We start from the raw sequence: 23,318 nt of genomic DNA on the forward strand, positions 1-23,318 counted from the left end.
CCTACAGGTACCCCGCAATCCCCCGTAGGAGCGGTCCGTGGCCGCGAAGGTAAAACCGCGGTTCANGGTTACAAGGGCAGGGCCAACCGCAGGCGCTGCCACATCGTCAGGGGCGGATGCGGGCGCAGCGGCGGTTGCATGGCCTGCACGATACGCTCACCAATCCGGTCGAAACCGTACTCCCCCAGCACCAGCCTCTGCCCCGCCACTGCAATGCGCTCGGCCAGTGCCGGCTCGCGGCGCAGCTGCGCCAGCTTGGCCTGCAAGCTCGCCACGCTGTCGTAAAGCACCACCGTGTGCATGTCCACGAACCCCAGCGCGCGATTTTCCGCCTCGCCCTGATCGTAAGTGAACAGCACACACCCACACGCCATGGCTTCGAAGTTCTTGATCATGTACTCGCCCATGCCCACATCGGCACTGACGAAAAAGCGGATGCGGTTCAGCGTATCGCCATATTCCTGGCCGCTGTTGGTCCGCGTCACCAGCAACGGCTCCACCTGGCCGATCGCATCGAGCATCTGCTTGCGGCCACTGTAGGCCACGCTCTTGGTACTGCCCACAAAGGCCAGCTCGATGTCGCGCTCGCGGGTCTGCGGGGTCAGCAGGGCCTGGTCATAGCCCTTGGGCACGAAATACGCATCGAAGCCCTCGGCGCGCAACCGTTCGCTGACCATGAACCCCGAACTGATCACCCTCACCCATGGCAACTGCTGGTAGTGCGCACTGAACTTGCCGGTGTACTTGCACGCAATGTAATTCTGGTAGGCGTCATGCTCCAGAATCACCAGGTTGGGCACCGAACGAATGAACGCCACCTGGCGAATCTCCTGCTTGAAACGCAGGAAGAACAAAATACGGTCGTACCGGGCAACGTCCACTTCGCGCTTGAAATACCCTTTCAGATCGCGCTGCTGCGCGCTGTCCAGCCAGCGCAGATCGCACTCGCAATGCGCGGCAATGCCTTCATAAAGACGATCGAGAATGGCGCGCTGCTCTTTCTGCACCAGGAACAGAACTTTCATCATTGTGCTAACGGCACCTTATAAGTCTTTGCGCCAGAACAGTTCATGGCGGCGCACCGCCTTGCGGAAGAATTCGTTTTCGCCCGTCGCCGGCCAACGTCGGCCAGCCAGCAACCATTGCAGCCAACGCCGCATGCGACGCTTGAACGGCGCCGGCGGTTGCAGATCGTGCATCATGCCCAGCGCCATGGCTTTATCCATCTGCAGCGCCGCACTGACCGGCAGGCTGCACGGCACCAGCCGTTCACGGGCATCGAAAAACGGCGGCAAGGCCACGCCCTCCCCCGCACTGCCCATGGGCCAACGGTCGTTGTCATGCAAATGATTGGCATAGCCCAGCAAATAGCGTGGCTGATGCGCCAGCCCTTGCAGCGCCTGCAGCACGGCTGCCTGGGCGCAGATGTGGTCCGGGTGCGGGTCGATGCTGGCGTGGGGCATCACCAGCACATCCGGCTGCGCCCGTTGCAGCAGCTCACGCAGGTCGGCCAGCAGATTGTTCCAGGTCGGCGCGCCATCGGCATCGGCCGGCAAGGCAAACGGGTTGAGCTGGCGAAACGGCCGGATATCAGTCATGTCCGCCTCGCGCGAGCCACACGGCTGCTCTGGTGCGGCCTGCATCGCTGGCAGTTGCAGGCAGAAATACCCCAACTGCACGCACTGCTCGGCCGGCACCCCGGCCCAGCGCGGCACGGCCAGGCTGTCCCAGGCCCGCAGACGCCCCTTCAAGCGCGCGGCGTCGGCCGGCGCCAGGCCCATCGCCTGATAATGCTCGGCTTCGATCTCGCCTGCCGTCAGGGTCACGATCCAACTGCTCGCCGCGCGGCTGTACAAACCATACGCCGCCAACTCGGCATCGTCGGCATGGGGCGCGATGACCATGACCGTATGCTGGGTGAAATCCGCATGCTGAAAGCGCCACACCCGCGGCTCGCCGACGATGCGGCAGAACCGCCCACGCAAGCGCAAACGCCCCTGATTGAGTTCATCGGCAAAGCCGCTCAGATTCAGGTAGCGCAGGCCATCGACACCGCGCTCGAACGTCTGCCGGTCGCTCAGCTCACCCCCGAGCATCTGCACGTACGGATCGAACAGACGTCCCAGCCAGGACGCCTTCACATCCAGCGCCAGGATCAAGGTATCCGCCGCCTCGACGCGCTCTGCAACCTGCAGCACCTCGCCGTTCAGGCTGACTTTGGCCAGCTCCGCTTCGCTGTCGAAGCTGTAGGCGTAATCATCGCCCGGCGAATAGAACAAATGGTCGGCAAACCATGCCTCATGGGCCACCCAGGCCAGCAACAACAGCGGCAGCGGCAACCACCAGGCGACCAACACACCGGCCAGCAGCATTACCACCAGCCCGGCCAGCAACACGCGGCGCTTGTTGCGTCGGTGCCGCGCAAGCAACGCCTGCTTGCGGCTCATGCCTGGAACACCGGGACAGGGTTGCACCAGCGGTCCTTGTACTCGCGGTCGGCGCGGCCGAACGAGAAGCGCAGTGGCTTGTTCAACGCGCGGGCCTGCTCCCAGGCGCTCTGGGTATTGAGGAAACTGAGCACGCTGCCGGGGCTGAACGCGCGGTTCTCCGGATCCACGCCGCCATTGATGTATTCCACGCTGACCCAGTCCGGGGCCTCGACGCGGTACACCAGTTGAATGGCAACGGGTGCATCGCCCAGCAGCAGCACCGAGCCGATCATCAGCTCGCGCAGCAGCTCGATGACCTCGGCCATGCGCTCGGCGCCGGTCGCGGCAAAGCCCCAGCGGCGCTGGAACAGATCGCAATAGATCGCTGCCAGCTCGGCGCTGGTGAATTCACTGACGGGCTTGGCCACACCACCGGCTTCTTCCAGCAGACGCAGTTCGCGGCGCTGGTTGTAGCGAAACTTCTTCGACAGGTCTTCGGGCGTGCGGGCCATGGCCAGGCTCTCGGCCTGCGCCTTCAAGCCGCTGAAACGCCCCTGATTCAGCTCGGACAGGTAACGCCCGTGATGGCGCAGCGGCACCTGGGCATCGGCAGCCGCCGGCAGGATCAACTCGGCGTTGCCCAGATCGTACAGGCCCTTCTTGCCGGCCTGCTTGAGCACGTCCTTGGACAACGCCAGGTAACGCCCCCAGGTAGGTATCGCCGCGACCAGCTCCCCCGCCTGCTCCCATCCCAGATAGCGCACCGGAATGCCGGCCAGCGCAGCCAACCGCTCGACCACCAGCGGGTGCGTCGCCACACTGCCGCCGAACTGCGTCCAGGCCTGGGCATAGGCGGCGGCATCTAGCGTTTGCCAGCCCCGTTCGCGCACGCTCTGCAATCGGTTGAGCATCATGTGGCCGCCGTCAGTGCAGTGACCATCGGCAGTTGCCAGAAGGCCTTGCGCACCGCGCGGTCGCAGAAACGCGCCTCGAGGCGTTCGGCCATGTGCGCTTCGCACTGTGCACGCTGGTAGCGATCCATCCCGGCCATGTGCTCCAGGCCCTGTGCCAGGCGCTCGGCGTCGCCCAGTGGAAACAGGATACCAACACCCTCGACGATCTCCGGTGCGCCACCGCAGGCCGTGGCCAGCAGCGGCACGTTGGCCGCCATGGCCTCGAGCAGGACCATGCCGAACGGCTCGTGGTCGGAGCTCAGGGCGAACACGTCGAACGCCTTGAAATACAGCCGCGCCTGCGGCACCTGGCCCAGAAAGCGCACCCGCTCGGCAATGCCCAGCTCCACGGCCAGATCCTTGAGACTCTGCTCCAGGCGCCCGGAGCCGATGATCACCAGCAGCGCTTCCTGAGGCAGTTTTGCCCACGCCAGGGCGAAGCCGCGCAGCAAGGTGGCCTGGTCTTTATCCGGGTGCAGGCGGCCGACGTTGCCGACGATCCAGGCATTGGGCGCCAGGCCCAGCGCCAGGCGCGCTTCGGCCGCAGGCAGCAATTGTTGCTGCAAGGTAAAGGTGTTCAAACGGTTGTACAGCGTGGCGATGCGCTCGGACGCCCAGCCGGGCAGGCAGCGGCGCATGTCGTCGCGTACCGCATCGGACACGCCCAGCAGGCTCAAGCGCTTGCGGAACAACTGCGCAAACACCCGGCGCGAACGACGCTGATAGTCGCCGAACGCATGGTGCACGCCGATCACCGGCAGCGAAGTGCCAAGCAGGGCAACATAGATAGGCTTGAACCGGTGCGCGATGCAGAAGGCGAACTTGCGCGCAGCGGTGATCTTGCGCAGCTCGCGAATGGCACCCAGCTTCAAGCCACGGATATCCTTGGAACTGAATTCCATGAACAGCACTTCGTCGCTCTCGCAGCCAGCGGCCACCTGAGCATCGGCCGCACCGGTCAGGAACACCGTGGTCACCCGATAGCCACGGCCCACGAACAGGCTGGCGTACTGACGGGCACAGTCGAGGAACGGCCCGTCATAGCCGTGGCAGAACTGCAGCACATGACGCTCAGTCGAGCGCGTCATAGGCTTGAGCACCCTCTTTGACCACCAGAATGTCTTCCATGACCAGGTACTCGAGGTCCGAGCCGTAGAACATGTTCAACGCATCGGTGGGCGAGCAGATCATCGGCTCGCCACGACGGTTGAGCGAGGTGTTCAACGACACGCCGTTGCCAGTCAGCTCTTCCAGCGCCTTCATCATGTCGTAGTAGCGCGGGTTGTACTCGCGCTTGAGCACCTGGGCGCGCGAGGTGCCGTCTTCGTGGACCACTTCCGGCACGCGGGTTTTCCACTCCTCGGCCACCTCGAAAGTGAACGTCATGAACGGCGCCGGGTGGTCGATCTTGATCATCTGCGGCGCGACAGTGTCGAGCATCGACGGGCAGAAAGGCCTCCAGCGCTCGCGGAACTTGATCTGGTGGTTGATGCGGTCGGCCACGCCCGGCACGCTCGGGCAGCCGATGATCGACCGGCCGCCCAAGGCGCGCGGGCCGAATTCCATGCGCCCCTGGAACCAGGCCACCGGGTTGCCGTCGACCATGATCTGCGCGATCTGCTTGGGCATGTTGCCCAGCATGCGCCCCTTGGGCTTGTTCGGATGACGCGCGCAGGCGGCGATCACGTCTTCGTTGGTGTAGGACGGGCCCAGGTACACGTGTTCCATTTTCTCCACGGGCACGCCGCGGGCATGGGACACGTAGGCCGCCGCGCCCACCGCCGTACCGGCGTCGCCGGAAGCAGGCTGCACGAACAGCTCCTTCACGTCCGGGCGGGCGATGATCTTCTGGTTCAGCTTGACGTTCAGCGCACAGCCGCCGGCAAAGGCCAGCTTGCCGGTCTGCTTGAGCACGTCGCCCAGGTAGTGGTCGATCATCTGCAGGGCAAGTTTTTCGAACAACGCCTGCATGCTGGCCGCGTAGTGGATGTACGGCTCGTCGGCGATGTCGCCTTCGCGTTTCGGGCCCAGCCACTCGATCAGCTTGGGCGAGAAATAGAAGCCCTTGCCCTTCTCTTTATAGCGGCGCAGGCCGATGACGTTGGCGTAGTCGGTGTTGATCACCAACTCACCGTTCTCGAACGAGGCCAGGCGCGAGAAATCGTATTTGCTGGCGTCGCCATAGGGCGCCATGCCCATGACCTTGAACTCGCCGTCGAGCATTTCGAAACCGAGGAATTCGGTGATCGCGCCGTACAGGCCGCCCAGCGAATCCGGGTCGAAAAACTCCTTGATCTTGTGGATCTTGCCGTTCTCGCCGTAGCCGAAAAAGGTGGTTGCGTACTCACCCTTGCCGTCGATACCGAGGATCGCGGTTTTTTCCTGGAAGCCCGAGCAGTGGTAGGCACTGGAGGCATGCGCCAGGTGGTGCTCGACCGGTTCGATCTTGATCTTCTTCGCGTCGAAGCCCAGTTGCTCGAGGCAGAAGACGATCTTGTTGCGGTAGCGCTTGTAGCGGCGGTTGCCCATCAGCAGCGCATCGAGGGCGCGGTCCGGGGCATACCAGTAGCGCTTGGCGTAGTGCCAACGGGCCTTGCCGAACAGACTGATGGGCGCGAACGGAATCGCCACCACATCGACGTCCGACGGCTTGATGCCGGCTTGTTCCAGGCAGAACTTGGCCGATTCGTAGGGCATGCGGTTCTTTGCATGTTTGTCGCGCACGAAGCGCTCTTCTTCGGCGGCGGCAATCAGCTTGCCGTCGATGTACAGCGCCGCGGAAGGGTCATGGCTAAGGGCGCCGGACAGGCCAAGAATCGTCAATGCCAAGGGTCTAGCCTCTTTGAGCGGAATGGGTGCGCGCGCGGTGATCGGGCACGGCGGGCGGCGAAAGGCGGGGATTATAGCGTAATAAGGCATGGCTCAACACCGGGACAAAGGTGGGTGGATGACGGGGCCATGCGGTGAATGGCCCCCTCAACCCAGCCTCAACATGCAGCACACACCCCTGTGGGAGCGGGGCGGGCAGCCAAGCCCTCCCATGTGGGAGCGGGTCTCTGCCCGCGAAGAGGCCCCAACTGTCGCTGCACATCTCAGATCCTGCGCTGAATGTACTGTGGGAGCGAGGCTCTGCCCGCGAAGAGGCCCGAACTATCGTTGCACAATTCAGATCCAGCGCTGAATGTACTGACGCCTTCGCGGCTTCACGCCGCTCCTACAGGGGTGCTGTGTACGGCTGGGGTGACAGCAGCGCCTGCACCACCGCCTGCGCGCTTTCGATGCAATGCAACGTCACGCCCAACAACCTCCGATCCGGCGCATCGCACAATTCATTCGCCGACAACTGAGCGCATTCCAGCAACACGCCGAGTTGCGCCAAGGCATCCTCCAGCGCGATGCCCGCGTTCACACTGAACAGCGCCGGCCTGTCTGCGGCGCTGAGGCCTACAGGTACGGCTTGAGTCTGGGTAATTTCAACCATGGTCAAAGTCCTTTTGATCGCTTTCGAGCACAGGCGGCCGAACCGCCTGCGCGGTAGGGGTTTCAGCCTCGGCGCCAGAACGGCCACCAGTGTCGCGGTGGTGGTGTGGGCATCTGGGCATTGCGACCAGCAGCCGCCATCTTGGCACGCTGCTGGGCAAATCGAGCGACCAGGGTATCGCCGTCGACGCGTTCGAAGACGCCGGGGTAATGGAACAGGGGGTGATCGGGTGACAGAGGGACGATGGGCGGATCGGGGGTCGGCTTGACCATGGTGGAGCTCCCTTGATTAGTGGAGTCGCCACGTTCGTGACCAAACGAATGGGTGGCGGCTGTAACGCAGGTTGGTCAACCGGGAATCAAGGAACCCGGCAGGGCCAAAGCCCTCCCGCGCACAGCCGCCATGAAGCATTGCAGCAGGCATGAAAAAACGCCGACATTGCTCATGGGGCGCTTGTGCGCCTTGATATTCTCGGGTGACCAAACCCGGCCGCTGATTTGGCAGCGGCTGAAAAAGACTACCTAATCGCTTCCCTGAAGACAACATCCAGTGGGGTAGGCAGTATGCCTCCTTGGGCGGCAAAGCATGGCGTGTCCAGCCTCTACGGTGAAAGCGTTCCCCTCGCTATCAAAGGGCACGTAAACGCGATCTGCTCGGACCAGTTGCTTAGCATGCGTATTTAATACTGTGTAAAAAGAGGTGCGCAAGCCAGCAGCCGCGAAGCGGCTCACACTATTGTGCGATGAGTACCACTTCTACAGCCGCTGGATAAATTTATGGTTGCCACTTCAGAATAAATTAACTCCTCCAAACAAAATTAAAATTATCCATCCCTAATGAGTTACCCGCGGTTACTACCACGAGTAATCGAGTACACGGACGGTCATTAGAGAATGCTTGTACTATTGAACCCCAACCCCCTACACGTTCGCTTCTGAGCCATCCTCCGTCGGCCGCATAGTATTCAACACTTGCATCATAATTATTTTTCGCGGTATTGTATGCAATATTCGTTGCTCCGGCATGAAGTTCTATTGTACATACTCCAGCCTCCTTTGAAACCCCTAAGAACGTGCCCCGCATAGCCTGCCACACTGGCTGGTCTTCTCTATACCTACCCGTGGAGCAGTAATATACAGTCATTGTTGGCGTTCTATACCCTTCTGATCCAATGGTAATATTTGGTGGAACGCTCTCAAACCCTTCGAAAGTCGGGAAAGTCGCAACTGCCGCCCGAGTAAACCTACGCACATTTGAAACCGGCTCCGAACCGTACAAGGCTTTGGCCGTCAGCGAATGCGACCCTGTCGCCAGCCCCGCTACGCTCGTCGTCCAGGTTCCATTGGCTTTAACAGTTAAGAGCGCGACCGAAACATTTTTGTCGAGCAACTCTAGTGGCTTGCCGGCGGCTGCCGTACCTTTGACAGTCACACTGCTGTCATGCGTGGTACCTCCCTGGCTCACTTCGCCTTTCGAGTCCTTCACACTGGTAATCACTGGCCTCACATCGGCCAACCTGTCGAACGTGCGGGTCGTCGAAACCAGTTCACTTCCATACAGTGCCTTGGCCGTCAGCGAGTGAGACCCGGTGCTGAGTCCCGTCAGGCTGAACGTCCACGTCCCGCTGGCGTTCACCGTCGCATTGCCCTTGGAAGCAGCACCGTCGAAAATTTCCACCGTTTGGTTAGCAGATGCCGTACCCGACAGCGTCACGCTGGTGTCGGACGTGGTACCGCCGTTACTGACCTCGCCTTTGCTATCCCGCACGCTAACTATCACCGGCCTGACATCCGCTACCGCCTTGACCGTATAAACCTTCGCCCCGAACGTCACTGCGTTCGCCTCCGTCAACCCCCCGTCCATCCCTACCTTGAACGTAACGGTCAGGGCACTGCCATCCTTGAGTCCTTTCAGTTCGTCGGCCGACACGGGTACCGTTTTGCTCCCTGAATTCACCCACGTGGCATCTGCAGTTGTGGGTGCAGCCATGAGTTGCCTGGTATAGGCACTGCCGTCCTGTTTCGTGCCCGTCAGGGTCAACCACACGGATTGTCCCGCCGCGATCAGCGGCCAGCGCCCGACTCGAACATTTGCATTTGCGCTCAATGCAGTGACATCCAACTCCGGCCCAGCCCCGCCATTGGCCGCTTCCACGATGAACAGCTCGCTGAGCGCCGATGCCGGCAACGTTCCGATCTGGAAGTACGTAGGCGTCGATGAGCCCACCGTCTCGCCGTTGCGGGAGATGACATAGACCACCAGCACGGTTTTTCCCAGGCTTTTTGCCAGCACGTCCTCCGGTATCGCCACGCGTGCTACACCGGCGGTTTCATCATCCAGCCACGGTATGGTCAGGTCGGTTTGATCGGGCAGACGCCACACCAGGACCACGATATCGTGCTGTTGGATCCGGCTGTCGGTGATGACCAGGGTAGCGGTGTTGCTGTCGTACGAAGTACCCGGTTTCACCGGCTGCCAGGTACTGACCTCGCTGTTGGTCGCATCCACCAGCTTGGGCAGCGGCCAGGGCTGTTCCGCCGCCGCCCCCACATGCAGTTGCAGCACCTGCGAACTGCCCACCGGTTGCCCGTTGCGTCGAGCTTCGTAGCTGACGTCCACATAACCATTGGTGTTGCCATCGATGTAAGGGGTCTTGCCGATACTGATTTCCAGGTTGCCCGTGCCCGGGAAGACCTGGTCGGCCAGTATGATGCTGGCAGCGGACCGGCCTAGCCATTTCACGGTCAGCAAATCACCGGGTGCGAGGCTGGAGTTGCGCTCCACCACCACCTTGATGCTCGGACCGACCACATCAGGGTCGATCTCGCCGCCTGCAAAAAACGGCTCGGTGGTGGGTTTGGGCAGGTTGCTCGCAACGCCCACCACGGTCAGCTCCAGGGCCGGTGAGGTATAGGTCGTGCCCTCGGCGGTAATCCGGTAATACACCTTGAGCGATGTATTGGTGCCCAGGCCGTCGGCATACACCCGGTCGATCATGAAGCGCAGATCCTGCGGGGTGTCGTTGGTCAAGTCTTGCTGTTGCAGTGCGTACAAGGGGCCCCCACTGGCCGTGCGACCTTCCCAGTACAGGGTCACCGTCTGCCCGCTGGCCATGAAACCGTAGGCTGGCACGGTCACTTCCTGGTGGGTGCCGATGAGCAGTGCCGGGTTGTAGGTGTCGCCGCTCACCCTGCTGAGCAGGGGTTTTTCCAGGGTGACCGGCTGACCGATCACCGCCACGCTGATACGTCGCGAAGGAGTGCTCACGCCATTGAGGGTGGCGGTGTAATACACCGTGGCCGTGCTGCCTACCAAGGCGGTAGCCTTGTCGTTGGGTACGTAGAGCGTGATACGGGTGCCCGTCTTCACGATCTCGAAGTCCAGGTTGAAGGTCACCCGTGGCCCCAGCACCGGGATACCGGTCCAGGTCAGCACGCCTCTGGTGCCGACGGGCAGGTTGCCGTTCACAGGAATCTGAACGGCCACTTTGGCGCCGTCCAGTGGGTCCATGTCCAGTTCGTCGTCGTCGGAGGCCTGAGGCAAGGCCGGGGCATGCAAGGCTCCTGGAGGCTCGACGTCAGCAAGCGCTTCGAGGCTGTAGAGCGACCAGTTCTGCACGTCGTCATGGATGCCGTAGCGCACCATCAAGCCCTGGCCAGGGGCGCTGTCAATGACGTCGGCGGGTACGGTAATGGTCAGGGGCAGGCTGGCGTTGTTCGCCTCTTCAGCGGTGACGATTTTTTCAACCTCCCGATTTGACCAGTACAGCACGATCACGTCGTTCTCGGCGATGTTCACATAACGTGGAATGGTCACCGTCAGCGGACGGCCTGGCGGCACCACGTCGGGAATGCCGGTGGGCGGGGTCAGGCGTTCGTTGACATAGGGCGTGGACGGATCCGGATCGGGATTGCCTGGTACGGTCTGCTTGACCAGGAAGGGGCCGACGTCTTCGGACACACTGAACGAGGTGGAAAGCGGCACCCGGTGGTGATAGTGCAACGTGACCAGGCCCTCCTGGGGAAACACGGAGGGCAGCAGGTAGAAGGTGACGATACCGCTTTGCAGATGCTCAGGGCGCAGGGTCTCGACGGCCACGGCGGTGTCGCCCAGGTACAAGGTGAGGTCGTCGTTTTCCAGCATGTCGCGGCCGAGCACCACTTGCACGGCCACCGGCACGGTGGGGTCGTGCAGATCGCTCTTGTTCAGGCCGTTGTGTACCAGCAGCGCAGGCACCTGCGGGGCCGGCAAGGTCGGGGTGCCGGGATGATGCGTGGTAGCGCCGAAGGCACCGAAGGCAGGCGCCTGGCTTTGCTGGATTTGCAGTTGCAGCAGACGCAGGGTGTTGTTGAGGGTGGTCATGGCAGAACTCCTGGTGATAGTCAGGCGGGGATAGCTGCTATGACGGTAGAAGTAGTTTCGATAATTAACCGGTCGAAAATATAGGCGTTTAATATGGACGCAACAGGTGTAATATTCAGTACCAACCAAAGATGAATATTATTGTTCAGCAGAGAGCACTATATTAAAGTTATTACAACTGTGACGTTATTCAGACGTGCCAAACGTCAACGTTCGACAGCCTGACACAATCAACGTCTTGAGATCGATGCCTATTGGCCTCAGGGATAGTGGGAACCTGAAGGGCAGGCAACATGGGATGGCCGGGGTGCCACTGAATGGCGAAGTTGACGGTGCTAATGGAGGGTGGCTAAGCGAGGGAAAGTGATGATTGCAGTTTACTGAGAACAACATCCAGATTCGTCACTGCGCAGTGTTCGGATCGCGAGATGTTCAGGCAACGCTATTGAGACGAGTCCATTGGGCTACGGTCACTCAAAGATCAAGGGCAGGAAAAGGCGTGCCCTCCACCCCGAGCTGGCTTGAACCAACTCGGAGTGGAAGGAAGGCCGTGGTTGCTGTCAATCTGTCGGGCACACTTGCCCGATCATGGTCACCAGAGTGTAACTAGGGGGGTTGGTGCTGCCCTCACCGTGGGCATTCCTCGCGGTATGGCTCACCTGCGCCCTGTTGCGACGCAATGGATAAAAGTCGGGGTTCAGGACAGTGGCTGGAATCCGGAAGTCCAGATAGCCATCGGCAAGCTCCTTATTACCCACATCATCCGTGGCAGTGTAGGACGTGCCAGGCAGCTCGACAGTGCCGGTGGTTCCCTCCAGGCCACGAAACTCGATCGTGATATCGTCTCCGTAAGCAACGTTCGCATAAGTGAGAGGTACGCGATAAACCATGCCATTCACGGTATTGCAGCGGTCAATGTACCCCGATGGATTCAACCCTTGGAAAGCACCAAGGGGCAAGCTGTTGCCGCCCCCTGGCAGCTCGGCAGGTGAAGTCACTTGCACGATCTGGTCGCCAGACTGGCTGGTATTTTCCACTGGGGGGTAGCCATTGCTTGATCCAATGCGGCGGGTCACGGTGTACGACAACGGAACTTCCCCCGCGCCTCCGGTGGCGATCTGCGCCGCACTCAATGGGAAAGGCTGCAGCGTTTTGCTGGTGAACTCAGCTTGCGTGACCGCGTGCGGCTGCGTATTGACCGGCCCCCCTTTCCACAAGACGGTCACCAGATCTCCAATGGCGAAATCTTCCGTGGCAGGCCAAGGCACTGTGACGTTGGCCGGCTGGGTGTACTGTGTGGCCGAGATGACGTTCACTACAGCACCCGCGGCGGTGCTCAGCACACTGGCGTTCAACAACGCACCGTGCTCGGGATCGGTGGGGTCAGGATCTGGGCCACCCGGCAGGGTGATGTCGACAAAGACGTTGACCAGCTTCTGCGAAGTGGTCAGAAAGACGCCGCCACGCCTTACATCGTAGTCCACCACAGTGGTATAGCGCGTAGGGTTGCCGGCGCCGCCACCGCTGACGACCGCATCATAGGGGATAGACAAAGTGAGCAAGGGGTCAGCCGCCGTGTTGGCTATGAGCCCACTTGCCACTACTTGAGAACCCCACCGCAGCACAATCTCATCATCCACATGCACGGGGGTAAAGGGAGGAATCTCGGCCGTGAGTACTCGAGCATCGGCTTCATCGACAATGCCGCCATCAGTGAACAGAGGGACCACGGGAGCGGGCACGTTGATAGGAACATCGTTCAATACGAAGCGTGCAGCCACTTGCTGGGACAATCCGGAAACGTTGCCCGCCAAGTCCGTAACGCGGTAACCCAGCAGGTGCACTGTCTGGTCTCCCGCCGCCTCCAGAGCAGCCAGGGGAAAAAGAACCTGCGGTGGTTGAGCACCAACTTGCCCAGGAGGTAGTCGCGTTCCTGGAGTGAGCCAGGTCTTGGTTCCGTTGGTTTCGATGTAGACCTCGATCAGGTCACCTTGGAATTCACCATTGTAGCTCGGGACCTCGCCGACCAGGTTCTGGTTGGCGTCGAGCAAATCCCGCGTGATAACCAGCGGGTCAGCCGGTGGCACACCTGGGAAAGTCAACCGACCCAGAATGGGGTTGCCAGGGGCGGTGGTATCGACCCAGGAATCCTGGGATTCACCGAAGTCTTCAGCGCCGCTGTCAGACCAGTCGATGATGTAACGCAGTCGATGCGGCGTCTGGTCGAAGTTGTCCGCGGCAGTCAATGGCAGATCCAGCAGCAGCGCAATCCCAGCTTGTTCGTCTTGTGCGGTGATGGTGTAACTGGATGAGGAGATCCGGGTGCCGTCCCACTCGAGTATGATCACGTCGTCTGCGTAGAAATCATTGTTCCAAGGCACGCTGACCTTGACGATGGCCGGCAGTGGTGTGGTTTGTAGAACATTGTTCGGATAGCCCGGACCTGGCGCGGTGATTTTATTCACGAACTCCGCCGGCAGATATGGCGCCACACGGACCGACCTGCTGTACGGCACGTTGCGACCAGAGGAGCCTAAACCTTTGTAAGCAGTCATGTGCATTCTCCTAGCATTCAAACGATGGCATGATAAAAATACCGCCTGCGCACAATATATCCCGCTCTAGCGCACACTAACGCGCGCTTCGAAACTTCAGTAAATCGGTAATATTTGCGACAGCACGGGCGCTGCTCAACCAACGCTAGCACCCCAACTAAAAAGCACAAGTACAGGTTTGAATTTTAGATCAACGGCTTGACTTTATAATGTATCAACGCCTTCAAAACTCACAGACGTGAACATTTATTTTCATCCATAAGCTTAGTCTTGTAGTACGGCCAACATGCACACTCTGAAAACAGGCTTACACTTTTCCTAAAATAAAAAAACCGGTACATGGACTTCTTTCCCGCGATGAACTTTATTGATTAACGTCATCCTCCGTTCCTCTTTCAAGTTCCGAGGCCGTGCCATGAACCTGCCGAACTGCGCTCAGATCACCGCTCGTTATGCCGTCACCGTCGCACTGTTGAGTCATACGACTATCGGTGCCCAGGCTGCGACGTTAGTGGGGCCTGCCACAGCAACCGTCAACGCAGGTGATACACCGACCTTCTGGAACCTCACCCAAGCAGCGGCTCTGACGTTGAACCCAGGAGCGCAAAGCCTGGAGATTTTTGCCGAGACCTCCACCGTCAGCCTGAACGGTGCTTCGGCCACAGCCACCACTGGGCGGGTGCTGGAGCTGGACCAGGGGGCGGAGGCCACAGTAGTGAACAGCACCTTGATCAATACGTCCGATAGCGGTGTCACGGTTCGACGTGGATCGTTGCTCTCACTGTTGGACAGCCAGGTCACGGCGGTACAACGGGGTTTGAATCTGCTGGCGGGCGGCGAGGCAATCGCGCGCAACAGCCAGATAACGGTCACAGGCCGCGGCGGTACCACTCCACTGGTCGATGGCGCAGGCATCGTCATGCTCGGGGGCGCGTTGACTGTGGCCGAGGGTTCACAGGTGGTGGGTTCGAGCAACGCCGCGGTGTTCGGTGGTGACCGCTTCACCCCAGGTGATGATGGTCACGTATCGACACTGGTGGTGGACAATTCCAGCTTGCAATCCCGGTTTGGCAGCGGGATAGCGCTGGTGCCATTGCGTGGCGCCGAGTTGCCGGTGGCGCAGGTGACGCTGCGCAACGGATCGACCCTGGCAGGAGGCAACGGCACTGCCATGGACCTGGCCGCTGGTACCACGGCGGTAGTGGACGTGGACGCAAGCACGGTGCAAGGCGGCATCAATGCCGCGACCGGCGCGGCGGCAAGCGTGGCCTTGCGCAACGCCAGCAGCCTGGCAGGCAACAGTACGATCGCTGCTCTGGCGGCGCTGCAGTTGGAGGTGGACAGCAGCACGCTGGCCGGCGACATCAACCTGCAAGACCAATCCGAAGCGGTACTTGCCTTTCGCAACGGTGCAACGTTGCAAGGTTCGTTGACTGCCAGCAACCCCACCGGCGCCATCCTGTCGCTTGATGGCAGCACGATGCGAGGCAACGTCGACGCTACCGGCACAACTACCCAAGTGACTCTGGACAATGCGTCTACCTTGACAGGTCAAGTACTCGGGGCCGGCCAGATGGCACTCAATGCCGGGTCTGTCTGGAATATCACAGGGAGTTCCCAGGTGGGTGCACTGGCTGTCAACGCCAGTCGCGTGAATCTAGCGGGCACTGGCGGGGCCTTCCGCACACTGACCATGGCCAGCCTGACTGGCGCGGGTACATTCGAGCTGAATACCGATATCGCCAGTGGTCTGGGTGACCTGCTGGTAGTGACCGGGCAGGCCGAAGGCAGCCATGGTTTACAGATCGCCAACAGTGGGGCCGAGCCTCAGGCGAGCAACACCGGGCTGACCGTGGTGGAAACCGGCGGTGGGCCAGCGACCTTTGCCCTGGCGGGCGGAAAAGTGGATGCGGGCACCTTCGTGTACGAGCTGGCCCATCAGGGAAATGACTGGGCGCTGGTGCGAAGCATCGTCGAAGAGCCCGGCGGGCCGGGTGAACCTGAGGTACCAGGTGGACCCGGTGAACCCGGTGAACCCGAACTACCAGGCGGGCCCGGCGAACCTGAGGTGCCCGGTGGGCCGGGTGAACCTGAGGTGCCCGGTGAACCCGAAATACCAGGTGAGCCTGGGGAGCCAGGTGGCCCGATTGTCAGCCCCAGTGCCAGGGCGGTGCTTGGGCTATTCAACGCGGCACCGACAGTCTGGTACGGAGAAACCGCTACCTTGCGCAGTCGCATGGGTGAACTGCGCGCAGGGCGCGGCGCCAGTGGGCCGTGGGTGCGAGCCTTTGGCGGCAAGTATGATCTATCCGCCGCTGGCGGGGTTGCCTACCATCAACGCCAACAGGGGTTGAGTTTTGGTGTGGACACACCGCTGCCCTTGGCCGATGGCCAATGGATGCTTGGGATAATGGGCGGCTACAGCCGCTCCGACCTGGACATGGCAGCCGGCACCGATGGCCATGTCGACAGTTACTACCTGGGCGCCTATACCACCTGGCTCAGTGAGTCGGGTTATTACGTGGATGCGCTGATCAAGGCCAACCGCTTCCAAAACGGATCCGACGTTCTGATGAGCGATGGTCGGCGAACCGGCGGCAACTACGATACCCACGGGGTGGGCGGTTCGGTAGAAGTGGGCAAGCACATCAAACTGGCCGACGGTTGGTTTGTAGAACCCTACGCGCAATTATCGGCGCTGTGGGTACAGGGCAAAAAGTATGATCTGAATAATGGCATGCAAGCGCGCAGCAACCATGCGGACTCGTTGCTGGGAAAAGTAGGCAGCCATGTCGGAAGACAGTTCTCGCTGCCCGGCGGGGGAAGTGTACAGCCCTATGTAAAAGTCGCAATCGCTCAGGAGTTCGCCAAGACGAACCGGGTGAAGATCAATGACACCTATTCATTCAGCAATGACCTGTCGGGCGGTCGCGGTGAGTTGGGCGCCGGCGTCATTGCGCAACTTTCAGAGGCATTGCAACTGCACGCAGACTTTGATTACAGCAACGGTAAAAATATTGAACAGCCGTGGGCAGGTAGCTTCGGAGTACGCTACGCCTGGTAAAGTAAATCTGAGTACGACGGATACTAGGACGGTTCTTACAGTTATGTAGGAACCGTCCTACGCGAAATATTCTGCATCGGATCTAGAATAGTTGATCGCAAATGTCGGGGCATCAAGCCCCGCATGATCACTGTCTTCGAGATAACTTGCATGAACCCGCGCTTCTCCCGAAAACTCGGCACGCCTGCCCTGTTGACTGCCCTGTTGTTACCAGGCTACACGCTCGCCGACCGGCAACACCTCAGCGGTCCCGATACGTCTGCCGATGTGGGACCCGACAGCGGTAACCACTCCTGGCTGATCGAGAACGGTGCCACCCTCAACGTGCTTCCTGGAGGCCAGGTCCAGGAGATCCGTAGCTTCGACTCGACGCTGATCATGGACGGATCGTCGATGGGGCACGACCAGGAAGTCTATCTGAGCAACTCTACGGCGACCATCCGCAACAGCACGCTGGACGGCGGCACTCGCAGCGCTCTGAACGTCACCGAGGGCAGCAGTGCTCAGGTGTATGACAGCACCATCAGCAGCGTCGGCCGTGGCGTCAACGTGTCGATCGGCGGTTCCGTTGCGCTGGCCAATACTCAGGTGTACGGCGCTGACAACCATGGCAGCGGCAACATGGATGGCGGCGTAGGGATTGCGCTCGTCAATGGCCAGGCAACTGTCACCCAGAAGAGCCATATCGTCGGTGACAACCATGGCGCGGCCATCAGCTCCAACCGTCACGCGGATCCTGCTTCCTGGCGCAATAGCCTGGTGGTGGACGACGCCCACATCGAAGGCAAAAACGGTAGCGCCATCAAGGTGCAGTCCTTTTTCGATAACCGCCCAAGCCAGGCCAGCATTACCGTCAGCAATGGCGGGACCCTCACCGGTGGCAATGGGGTCATTCTTGAAGTGGCCAAGGATGCCAACGTTGACTTTACCGTGATCAACAGCCATTTGAACGGCGATATCGTCGTGGCCGACACCGCGCACACCAACATCAGCCTGTCCGATAAAGCAAGCCTGACCGGTACCCTGACGGGCGTGCAGGCACTGACGATTGAAAACGCACTGTGGAGCCTCACCGGAAATGCCAATGCGCACGAGCTGACCCTCAATAACGGTCGCGTGAATCTGGGCGGTGCCAATGGCAATTTTCATCAACTTTACCTCGACACCCTGCAAGGCAAGGGCACTTTCGGCCTTGGCACCGACCTGGCCGCAGGCGTGGGCGACAAGCTGGTGATCAGCGGCAATGCCAGCGGCGAACATCAACTGGCGATCCAGAATACCGGTACCGACGTCGCCAAAGGCCAAGGCCCGCTTGAAGTGGTCAAGACAGGCGGTGGTGACGCGCAATTTGGCGTCGTTGGCGGCCAGGTGGACCTAGGCACCTTTGTCTACGACCTGCAAAAACAAGGCAATGACTGGGCTCTGGTGCAACGTCCCGGTAACGTGGTCACCCCCGGAACGCGGTCGGTAATCGGCCTGTTCAGCGCTGCACCGACCGTGTGGTACGGCGAACTGTCATCCCTGCGCAGCCGCATGGGCGAATTGCGCATAGGCAATGGTGAAGACGGCGTGTGGAGCCGTGCCTATGGCAACAGGCACAACCTGGCCGCTGGCGCAGACGTTGCCTACCAGCAGACGCAACAAGGCCTGAGCGTGGGTGCCGATGGTAGCCTGTCGATGGCCCATGGCAGCCTCCGGTTAGGTGTAATGAGTGGCTACAGCAAGTCAGACCTGGATATGGCGGCTGGCACCTCGGGGACCGTCGACAGTTACTACGCCGGGGTGTACGGCACTTGGCTGGCCGACAGTGGCTACTATGTCGATGCCCTGATGAAGTTCAACCGTTTCCAGAATGAATCCGACGTACGCATGAGCGATGGCCAGCGTTCCGGTAGTCGCTACGACAACTACGGCATGGGAGGCTCGGTAGAGGCTGGCAAGCGGTACGAACTGGCTCACGGTCTTTTCATCAGCCCCTTCATCCAGTGGTCGGCACTGTGGGTCCAAGGCGAACGCTATAGTTTGGACAACGGCATGCAGGCCCGCAGCAACCAAGCCGATTCACTGCTGGGCAAGGTGGGTACGCAAGTAGGCCAGACCCACGCCCTGGCATCCGGCGGTCGTTGGGACTATTACGGCAAGTTAGCCATCGCTCATGAATTCGCCAATAACAACGACGTGCAGGTCAACGGCAATCGCTTTACCAATGATTTATCGGGCAGCCGGGCCGAGTTTGGCGTGGGCACTGCGGTACAAGTCACCGGCCGTCTGCAGCTCCACGCCGACTTCGACTACGCCAAGGGCCACAACATCGAACAACCCTGGGGGCTGAACTTCGGCGCGCGCTACAGTTTCTAGTGTGCATTGACGAGGTAGGCTCAGCGGGTGGACGTCCAGGAATGCAGGTTGCCCACCTCCACCTCCACTTTGCTGGCAAACGGGAAGTAATGCTCGATGCAGGCTTCCAGTCGCTGTTCATAGGCCTGCGAGCTGATGCCCAGCGATTGCTTGAGGTCGGCGCGTAGCAGCAGGTCGTAGTAGTCGGGGCGGGTTTCGCGCAGCACGTCGTCGAGCACCTGCGGGCCGGTCATTTCGAAGGTGTTTTTCACGTACTGCCAGAAGGTGCGCGTCTCGCTGGCGTTGGCGCCCTTGTTCAGGATGGGCCGGGGCGTGGCATAGAAATCCGGCCTGGCCTGGAAACGCACCTGCATGGCGCGGGTGACGGCCTTGAGCACCGGGTTGTTAGGGTGGCTGGCGAACACATGCCCGTTGTAGCCGCTGTAGGGCACGTCGGCCAGTACCATGGCGTCGTCGAGAAGTACGTCGTCGGGGCCTGCGGGCAACTGCAGGTTGTCATGGACGCCGGTAAAGGTGTTGTCCACGTCCATGTACACGCCACCGTAGGCGTCGATCAGCGGGTAGCGCAATACGTCGCTGGCGGCAGCGTAGTTTTTCGCAAGGCCTGTGCGGCAGGCACGGTACTGCGGGCCGCTGTCGCCTGCCAGCAGCGTTTTGTAGAAAGCCTGCTCGGCCAGTGGCTTGATCTCGAAACCGGGCTTGCCGCGAAAATGCTCTTCGAGCGCGTCGAGTAACGCTTGGTTGTCCAGGTCGACATGCAGAACGGTGCGCCAACCTTTCATCATTGCGGCATTGGCCAGCACGTTATCGAGCAGCTCGGGCGCAGGCAGTGCTTCGCCCACCCACAGGTAATGCAGCATCTGCGGAATGGCCGGGGCGCTGACCACTGGCGCGGGCAGTGGCGGCAGTACGACGCTCTTGATCACCCGTGGTGTGGCTGTGTGAGCGCTCGCCGCCAGCCACTGCCCGCGATCACCGCTGCGCCACTGCCCTTCGGGCGTGCGCCACAGGTAATCGGTGTTGCCCAAATGATTGAGGCGCCAGGTCTGCTCCTGCGCGTCGTACATCGCCAACAGCGAGCCGCGCGGTGTAAGGCGAACCATGTAGCGATCCAGGATCTTTTCCACGCCGTCCATGGGCACGGCTACGCGGATGGGCGCGGCCAACGGCGGCAGGCCGACGGTGCTGGCCAGTTCGGTGCGCGGAACATCCCAGGTGATGGCGGGCTGCGCATCCAGTGGTGAGCCCAACGTGGTCCGCTGCCCTGATTGCCAGTGACCCTTGGCATCCAGTGTCAGTGGAATGCAGGTATCGGCGGCATAGGGGTTGAGCGGATCGACCACGGCCCATTGCTTGAGGGACGGCACATAGCGCACGCGATACAACACGCCCTGGATCTGGGCGTAGACCTGCGACCCGAGACGCACGTACAACCCGCTCAGCGCGCCCTGGGTTCGGGCCTGGAAGTCGCGACCGCGAACCACGGCCGGACGCCAGTCGTGCAGATCGGCATGATCGGAGCCGCCTTGGATAGGGGATGGCTCACTGGAAGCCGAGGCGCTGGATTCGCCATCGTGATGGCTCAGTTCCAGTGGCTCGAAGTCGGTGTGGCTGTCGCTGCTGGTGGTACTGAAAGTGTCGTCGGCGTCACCGATCGCAAGGTCCAGTTCGCTGCCCCAGGTGGCTTCCGCCTCCATGTGTACGCTGGCTTCTTCGTAGTCGCCGAAGGACGTGACATCGCCCAGCAGGGGCAGTGTGAGGAATACGTTCAAGGCTTGCAGCACCGCACCGCGGATGGCCTCGGTGCGCTCGCGCTCGTCGACCGCGTTGATGGCCTTGTCGGTGTACAGACCCACCGCCCCCAGGCCTGCGGCGATCGACAGCGCGGCGATGGGCCAGCCCATTACGCTGAAGATGCCGTACAGCTTGAGCGAGGCTTCCAGATAGCCCAGCCACAACCCTTTGCTCAGTTGGTTGTTGGAAACCAGCAGGTAGCGGGCATCGCGCTCCATGTCGGCTTGCAGGTGGTCGGTCAGGAAGGTGAAGGCGTGCCCGTCGAGCACTTGCTCCTGAACATTGAACCGGGTCTTGCGTTGGTGCCAGGGGGTGCTGGCAATAGTGCGCAGGTGGCCTTGCAGGGTGCTCCACTGGCCGTGCTGGTCATGCTCGGGCCGCAGGAACTGCAGGCCGAAACGGGTGCGGTCATCGTCGGTCTGCAGATAGCCTTGCACCCAGGTGTACATCTGCTCGGCATCGTTAAAGGCGACGAAGGCCGGATCCTGCATGGCGCAGTAGATGATTTCGCGCCCCGCCGTCGTGCGAAACCGCAGCATGGTGTGGCTGACGATGCCTTCGATGTCGAAGCTGAGCAGGGTGGTCGAGGACACCATCGACACATCGCCGCTGAGCTTTTCCGGTCGGAAGGGGCTGCTCGAATCGTTGACCACCACGGCGTATATCTCCATGAAATCTTCGATGCGCAGCACACCTCTTTGGCAATTGAGCGTGGCGTTGCACAGCATGCTGAGCTTGGAGACCGTGCAATAGAGGCTATGGTTGTTGAACCAGAACCCACGCAGCCGAGAGGCGTAGTACGCAGAGAAATCGATCTGCCAGAAATACGCGAGCACCTTGCGCGGATCCAGGCGGATCTCGTTGTGCTCGTTGAACGCATGTGCCGACTTGCCGATGCGGTAGAAGCCGCCCATCTGTGCCAGCAGGTCGCTGTTGCGTTGCTGGTCGAGATCGAAGCGACGCATGACCAATTCGACCAGATTCATCGACTGTTTGGGCGGCCCGTAATGCTCCCAGCCGGTGTAGGTGCGCGAGCTGCTGTTGGCCGAATCGAACCAGTGCCAGTACACCTGATAGGGATCCAGGTTCAGCAGCCCAGCCTGCTCCAGCACCTGCCGGGCGATCTGCAGCGCGGCGCGTTCGATGTCGGGGTATTGCTGCATCAACGTGGCGATCTTGCCTTCCCAATAGCGGATGTTGGAAACGATCGGGTCGAGCTGTACGGTGTTGTTGTCGGTGATGGTCGTTGGCGGAGTGGGTTTTGCGTCGCTCATGGTCTTGCCTCGCAGGTTCGGGAGGCCTAGCTTAAGCAGCCGCGCGAGCAAGGCTCGCCTACATGGTTGGCACCTGCGGCGCGCACCAGGGCAAGGCATGAATCGACGCGGCGGGCTGCCGGACGCTACCCGCGCAGCGATGCTCGCGCCTGCCCGCGCCCCAGTTCTCCTGCTCGGCAGCGAGCACTGCATTGATCATGGCCTTGGCCGTGAGCAAGCCTTCGGGATGGCGCTTGTGCAGCTCCACGCCGATGTTGATCGCCAGGCGCTCGGCTGTGGTACGGCAGTGGCGCAGGGTGCGACGCTGTTCCAGCGGCGTGTGGGCGTCGATGCCGTCGACCAGCACACCGGGACGAAAGCCCGCCGCCATGCCCAGATAGCCGTAGTGAACACCTGCCCACAGACCGACGTGATAGAGATAGCGGCCCTGCTTGTGCCACGTGGAGCTCTGCAGTTGCGCGACCTTGGCGCGGTAATTCCACTCGCGGTTGTTGTCCATCTGCACGACCCATAGAGCCACGGCTTCGTCCTTGCACGCCTTGGCTACGTGCTGTGGATCGCGTGCCCACCAACGCGCGTGCCAGGGCAGCGCGTTGTAGGTGCGGGTGGCCTGGGTGACATCGTAGCGATTGAGCTGCCTGATCCTGGCCACGGTGGCATGACGAACGTTGCGGTTGATCTCGCCGGCCATGTAGGTGGTGATCGACAGCAACTGGTCCGGGTGACCGCAGTTGCGCGCCGTCTGCGCGCGGGGCACGGCGGCAAGCCGCGGTTTGATCTGACGCAGAGACTCGTACTGGGTGCTGAACGAGGACGGGATGAGCAGCGCATTGCAGCTACAGCTGCTGGTGCTGTCGAGGCTGCCAGCAACGCGCCTGCCGTTGCTCTTGAGCTGCTCCACGCCGCCGACGATGTGGAATTCGCCGCTGTGTTGTCCGCACGACACGCGATCGCCTTCGCACGACACCGTAACGCCGCGCTCGCCGCCAAGGACCGTGCCGCCGCACGATGTCTTGTCACCCAACCGTATGAAGTACCCTACTGTCAT

The 23,318-nt window shown here is 61.0% G+C and carries 13 protein-coding genes; 2 read left to right on the plus strand and 11 right to left on the minus strand.

The window, feature by feature from the left end; genetic code table 11:
• Positions 1–68: 68 nt before the first annotated feature.
• From IFT57_RS19800 to IFT57_RS19840, 9 genes are all read right to left on the minus strand, one after another.
• Positions 69–1,025, minus strand: coding sequence for a glycosyltransferase family protein (locus tag IFT57_RS19800; RefSeq protein WP_192152579.1), 957 nt, complete (start codon positions 1,023–1,025; stop codon positions 69–71).
• Positions 1,026–1,043: 18 nt separating this feature from the next.
• Positions 1,044–2,447, minus strand: coding sequence for a PIG-L family deacetylase (locus IFT57_RS19805; protein ID WP_192152423.1), 1,404 nt, complete (start codon positions 2,445–2,447; stop codon positions 1,044–1,046).
• Positions 2,444–3,340 (minus strand): antimicrobial resistance protein Mig-14, encoded by an 897-nt coding sequence (locus IFT57_RS19810; RefSeq protein ID WP_122714964.1) that lies wholly within the window; start codon positions 3,338–3,340, stop codon positions 2,444–2,446. The genes IFT57_RS19805 and IFT57_RS19810 overlap by 4 nt, the downstream gene beginning before the upstream one ends.
• Entirely contained in the window at positions 3,340–4,470 is a 1,131-nt protein-coding gene (locus tag IFT57_RS19815) for a glycosyltransferase (protein ID WP_192152424.1), read from the minus strand. The genes IFT57_RS19810 and IFT57_RS19815 overlap by 1 nt, the downstream gene beginning before the upstream one ends.
• The gene (locus IFT57_RS19820; protein ID WP_122714890.1) at positions 4,454–6,211 is read right to left on the minus strand and encodes a carbamoyltransferase family protein; all 1,758 of its coding nucleotides are present in this window, start codon (positions 6,209–6,211) and stop codon (positions 4,454–4,456) included. Before IFT57_RS19820 ends, IFT57_RS19815 begins: the two co-directional genes overlap by 17 nt.
• Positions 6,212–6,596: 385 nt before the next feature.
• Positions 6,597–6,863 carry a hypothetical protein gene (locus IFT57_RS19825; protein ID WP_192152425.1) on the minus strand — a complete coding sequence of 89 codons (267 nt, stop codon included), beginning with the start codon at positions 6,861–6,863 and terminating at the stop codon, positions 6,597–6,599.
• A gap of 62 nt (positions 6,864–6,925) precedes the next feature.
• Complete coding sequence (locus tag IFT57_RS19830; RefSeq protein ID WP_192152426.1) at positions 6,926–7,135, minus strand: hypothetical protein; 210 nt, start codon at positions 7,133–7,135, stop codon at positions 6,926–6,928.
• Between the two features lie 526 nt (positions 7,136–7,661).
• Entirely contained in the window at positions 7,662–11,225 is a 3,564-nt protein-coding gene (locus IFT57_RS19835; protein WP_192152427.1) for an Ig-like domain-containing protein, read from the minus strand.
• A gap of 560 nt (positions 11,226–11,785) precedes the next feature.
• Positions 11,786–13,780: a hypothetical protein gene (locus IFT57_RS19840; RefSeq protein WP_192152428.1), complete on the minus strand. Its 1,995-nt coding sequence runs from the start codon at positions 13,778–13,780 to the stop codon at positions 11,786–11,788.
• A 415-nt stretch (positions 13,781–14,195) separates the two neighbouring features.
• Here IFT57_RS19840 and IFT57_RS19845 point away from each other — a divergent pair, with 415 nt between their 5' ends.
• Both IFT57_RS19845 and IFT57_RS19850 read left to right on the plus strand, forming a co-directional pair.
• Positions 14,196–16,844: an autotransporter outer membrane beta-barrel domain-containing protein gene (locus IFT57_RS19845; protein ID WP_244657389.1), complete on the plus strand. Its 2,649-nt coding sequence runs from the start codon at positions 14,196–14,198 to the stop codon at positions 16,842–16,844.
• 150 nt (positions 16,845–16,994) lie between these two features.
• A complete protein-coding gene (locus IFT57_RS19850; protein ID WP_207106057.1) occupies positions 16,995–19,202 on the plus strand; it encodes an autotransporter outer membrane beta-barrel domain-containing protein in 2,208 nt (735 codons plus the stop codon).
• Between the two features lie 20 nt (positions 19,203–19,222).
• Here IFT57_RS19850 and IFT57_RS19855 read toward each other — a convergent pair whose 3' ends face one another.
• Both IFT57_RS19855 and IFT57_RS19860 read right to left on the minus strand, forming a co-directional pair.
• The gene (locus IFT57_RS19855; protein WP_192152429.1) at positions 19,223–22,270 is read right to left on the minus strand and encodes a glycosyltransferase family 32 protein; all 3,048 of its coding nucleotides are present in this window, start codon (positions 22,268–22,270) and stop codon (positions 19,223–19,225) included.
• Between the two features lie 58 nt (positions 22,271–22,328).
• The gene (locus IFT57_RS19860) at positions 22,329–23,318 is read right to left on the minus strand and encodes a PAAR domain-containing protein (RefSeq protein ID WP_192152430.1); all 990 of its coding nucleotides are present in this window, start codon (positions 23,316–23,318) and stop codon (positions 22,329–22,331) included.

It is taken from the genome of Pseudomonas sp. CFBP 13719, from assembly GCF_014842095.1.
GTDB lineage: Bacteria > Pseudomonadota > Gammaproteobacteria > Pseudomonadales > Pseudomonadaceae > Aquipseudomonas.